Genomic DNA, 5,228 nt, shown 5'->3' on the forward strand with positions numbered 1-5,228 from the left:
AGATATTTTGCCAGCTTCAATGACAAAAATAAGAATAGCGTCTGTTTTTGACTACTGTGATAATTAGAAAGATTTAGAGAATAAGATTGCCAATGCTTGTGCCTTGTGCCTTGTGCCTTGTGCCTAATATGAGCGCATAACATTCCACCTGTCAAGTAAGTTTTTATTTTATTTGAATTTTTAATAATTAATCGCTTGTTTAATGAGCGATTAATACTGCAAAAGTGTCTGAATTATAAAATACTTAAAATGACTTCGCTAGTTTTTTGTTACTATTTGTAATACTTTGTTAGCCTTAGGGTTTAAGATGGTTATCTTTATGATATTTTTGAAGACAGTTTTTTGGGTGTTATGTTATGTTTGGTTAAAATAACAAATGAAAAATTAAATAAAATCAATTTTCCTCCTGATCATTTTTGAAATTAATCATTTAAAAACAATTGATTAAACTTCTTTAAAATAGTTTTGGGTAAACCATTATAAAAAATATCTGGATGCCTTTAGCTATAATAATTAAATAACAAAGCATGTCAATTTTGGCTCTGTCTGATTATGGCTATTCCTTTCAGTATTCATTTGCTTTTTTAAGCTTTTGGGTAAAGTTTTTGCAAATTAAAATTTAATTAATCTTTGATAAAAAATTTTTCATCACTCTCAAACGAATAGTTATTTTTTATCTCTAACAATTTGAATTTTATATTAATATTTTTACGATGCCTATCCTAAAACTAGGCAGAATTTTATATAATACTCCACCTAGTAATTTTAGAAATACTTGGTATTCTACTAAATTAGTATTTACATAGTAGATATGTATATTACCTGTTATCGTTTTTTACATCTTCAATATTTTTTAATATTGCATTATTTTAAGGTACAACACAAGCAACTCTAACTTCGCTTTGGGTCAAGTAAGTAATGTTTATATAGCCATCACCGGAATTAACAATATACTGATCATAAATACCAGATGGTTGAGCAGTCCAATAACCATCTCCAGAATCCCAGTCGCTGCCAAAATAGCTACTAGTCCCGTTATAAGTTCTTCCCCATTCATTAAATAATCCACCAATCCAACGATTGCCTTCTTGGTAACTTAAACGTCTTTGATACCAAGCCGAACTTCTTCTTGGTATACCGCCAGTCCAACCAAAGTTATTGGCATTAGAATAATCATTTATATCGGGAATACGATAACCATTGCCTAAATTTTGACAAAAACGTTGTGCATTAGCATAGCCTGCTGACTTGCCTGGCTGGACAATATACCAACGCTCTATTTTAAAACTATACAACAATTTTGTATGGCTACTATCAGCATAGAGTTTAAATAATGATGGAGTAAACACCTTATTTGTTGAATTAATAGAAGGACCTTTTAGTAGTACTTTTAATCCTTTATCACCACCAAAATAGGCTGAAACAGGGTTTCCAAGCCAATCTTCCCATTTAGGCGTCTCATCTTTACTTAATGACAAACTTATTCCAGTACCACTTTCTGCACTTACCGTTGTTCCGTTTGCCACGATTACTTGCTCTGGAGTAATTCCCCCTAGTAATAAATAAAAATACAACCTATCAGCCCCTGTTGTTGGAAAATTCTCAGCAGGATTACTAACATCCAAAACTTTAAATCCTTTATTTGCAACCCAATTAGGACCATCTAAATCATACTCAGATCCCCAAGCTAAGTTATCCACATATAAATTCGGCTGTGCATAACAAACAATGGGAATGTCCATTTTTGGATTAATGTAATAGCTATGCTTATTTCCAGTAAAATCGCTACTATTAGGAATACCATACTGCGTTGATAAATTACCATTAGTTACCGTTAAGGTAAGTTGATAAGGTGCGTCGCAAAGATTTAATTGTTTATTAGGGTTATTTTTGACTTGTTCCGTGATATCCCGACCACTGCTATCTTGCCATTTAATCGTTAATTTGCCAGTTGCATTAATGCCTTCATCCCCGTCATCATCTCGACCATAATTATACGGAGCATTAACCAAATTAGTTAACGAAACTTCAGGATAATTTGAAACAGGCACTATGGTTTGAATATCAGCAAAAGTGTTGGTTATATTTGGCATCTCTATTGGGTTGTCTACACTTGAGGTATCTACCGTCGCATTTGGGTAAAGTGGGCTATTTATGCCTGAAGGTATATAGAGACCATTCGGTAACTTTATACCCAATAATCCTTCAACGCTCATTATCTTAGTTGCGCCATCATCAAACGTTAAATACGGTGCTGTTCCTTGAATAACGCCTGAAGTTTGCGCTGATAATGCCTGTAAACTTATCGAATACGGTAATAATAACAATGGAGCAAAAAACAACAACGATTTTGATAAAAATTTGCGCTTTAGCGAAAATTTGAGATATTTTGCCAGCTTCAATGACAAAAATAAGAATAGCGTCTGTTTTTGACTACTGTGATAATTAGAAAGATTTAGGGAATAAGATTGCCAATGCTTGTGCCTTGTGCCTTGTGCCTAATATAATAGCGCATAACATTCCACCTGTCAAGTAAGTTTTTATTTTATTTGAATTTTTAACAATCAATAGCTCGTTTAATGAGCGATTAATACTGCAAAAGTGTCTGAATTATAGACCACTTAAAATGACTTCGCTAGTTTTTTGTTACTATTTGTAATACGTTATTAGGCTTGAGATTAAAGTATCTATCTTTGAGATATTTTTTGATAATTATTAGTTTCTTAGCTTTAAGCGGTATATACTCCTAAATACTTTTTATAAAAGTATAATCTAAAAAGCAAATCATAGTTGTATAAATTCCCCCATAATCAATACACGACTTACGTAGAAAATTATGGTATTTGTTTTAATATCTTATATTCTTGAAATATCATATATTTAATACATTACAAGATCTTTATTTTTTATAAGTAATAACTCAAATCATAATAAACAACATGAATAATTTCTAAAGTTTAAGTTAATTAACTTTAGTTTTTATCGATATTTTTATCTAGAGTTGTAATGATAAAAAATTTAACATAAAAATAACGAAAAGCCAGGTTAGTTTCTGATACAATAATACAAATTTATAATAAGTTAGTAATGTCATAACACTAAAAAATAAAAGGTTTTTTAATGATCATATCAGACGCTAATAGTGCGGTGTCATCCGTCGCTTATCGGGCAAACGAAGTCATTGCTATTTACCCAATCACACCAAGCTCAACCATGGCCGAGCAAGCTAGCACTTGGGCTGAGTTTAATAAACCAAATGTCTTTGGTGATACACCAAGAGTGATTGAAATGCAATCCGAAGCAGGTGCAATTGCAACCGTTCATGGTTCATTAATGACAGGTGCACTTGCAACTTCGTTTACTTCATCACAAGGTTTGCTTTTAATGATCCCATCGCTGTACAAAATAGCCGGCGAACTGACTCCTTTTGTTTTGCATGTTGCAGCACGTACTGTTGCAACGCATGCTCTTTCAATTTTTGGCGATCATTCTGACGTGATGGCAATTAGGCAAACTGGTTTTGCGATGCTTTGTTCTAACTCAGTGCAAGAAGCGCAGGATTTTGCCTTAATTTCGCAAATGGCCAGTTTTAATAGCCTTGTTCCTTTTGTTCATTTTTTTGATGGATTTAGAACCTCACATGAAGTTAATAAAATCTATCCAATAAGTGATGACCAAATTCGTAATTTATTACCACACGAAGCCATTAAAGCCTATCGCTCACGAGCATTAACGCCTGATAAACCAGTAACTCGAGGTACATCTGCTAATCCTGATACATACTTCCAGTGCCGAGAAGCGATAAATACTTATTATGATAATGTTTATCAACATGTTGTTGATGCTATGGACGCTTTTGCAGCAGAAACAGGCCGAAAGTATCAACCTTTTGAATATTATGGTGCTAGTGATGCTGAGCATATTGTTGTTATTATGGGATCTGGTGCTAGCACCGCAAAAGAAGTAGTTGATGTTTTACTTAAACAAAACGAAAAAGTCGGGGTTGTGATCGTTAGGCTATTCCGCCCATTTTCAGCCAATCATCTGCTCGAAGTTATTCCAAGTACTGTTAATAAAATTGCTGTGCTTGATAGAACTAAAGAGCCGGGAGCACAAGCCGAACCGCTTTATTTAGATATTATGACCGCATTTGCTGAAAGCCTGTCGCGCAAAGAACGCGCAACTATGCCACTTATTATAGGTGGACGTTATGGGTTATCATCTAAAGAATTTGATCCTCGTTGTGTACTTGCTATTTTTACTGAACTTGGATTAGATAAACCCAAACCACGTTTTACCGTTGGTATTTATGATGATATAACTGGGCTTTCTTTACCTTTACCTGACCAATCGATACCACAAAAATCTGCTCTTGAAGCGCTATTTTATGGGCTTGGCAGTGATGGCACGGTATCTGCAACCAAAAATAATATTAAAATTATTGGTGATAATTCTCCTTTTTATGTACAAGGATATTTTGTATATGACTCTAAAAAGGCAGGAGGTTTGACGACTTCACACTTACGAGTCAGCTTAGATCCAATTGATTCACCCTATTTAATTACCAGCGCACACTTTATTGGCTGCCACCAAGATCAGTTTATCGATAAATATCAAATTGTTAATAAGTTAAAAGACGATGGCATCTTTTTACTTAACACGCCGTATAGCAAAGACGAAATTTGGCATAGACTTCCAAAAGAAGTGCAAGCTCAATTAATACAAAAACGAGCACACTTTTACATTGTCAATGCGGCAAAAATAGCTCGTGAATGTAATTTAGGTGCAAGAATTAATACCGTTATGCAGGCGGCATTTTTTCATCTAGCTGGAATTTTTAAAAACGATTTTAATATCGCCCAATTAAAAGAAGTCATTGCCAAAAGTTACAGCAGTAAAGGACAAGATTTAGTTGAAAATAACTGGAAAGCGCTCGACTTAGCTATAGCTTCGCTTGAACAAATACCACTTAGCTGTGTTGACCAAAGCAGTTCAACAATGCCATCTATTGTACCTGCTAACGCGCCTGATTTTGTTAAAACAGTCACTGCTGCAATGTTAGCTGGTTTAGGCGATAACTTGCCTGTATCAGCATTTCCACCCGATGGAACTTGGCCTATAGGTACAACTAAGTGGGAAAAACGTAACATTGCTGAAGAGATCCCTATTTGGCAACCTGAACTCTGTACCCAATGTAATCATTGTGCGGTTGCTTGTCCTCATGCAGC

The 5,228-nt window shown here is 34.4% G+C and carries 2 protein-coding genes; one reads left to right on the forward strand and one right to left on the reverse strand.

Going from position 1 to position 5,228, the window contains the following annotated elements; genetic code table 11:
- Window positions 1-869: 869 nt before the first annotated feature.
- Entirely contained in the window at window positions 870-2,345 is a 1,476-nt protein-coding gene (locus J6569_RS08270) for a hypothetical protein (RefSeq protein ID WP_296318229.1), read from the reverse strand.
- 775 nt (window positions 2,346-3,120) lie between these two features.
- On the opposite strand from J6569_RS08270, the gene nifJ reads away from it, so the two are divergent.
- Window positions 3,121-5,228, forward strand: a 2,108-nt coding sequence (nifJ, locus tag J6569_RS08275) for a pyruvate:ferredoxin (flavodoxin) oxidoreductase (RefSeq protein ID WP_296318230.1), incomplete at its 3' end; no start/stop codon positions are given.

Source organism: Gilliamella sp. (genome assembly GCF_024104075.1).
In the GTDB taxonomy this organism is placed as follows: domain Bacteria; phylum Pseudomonadota; class Gammaproteobacteria; order Enterobacterales; family Orbaceae; genus Gilliamella; species Gilliamella bombi.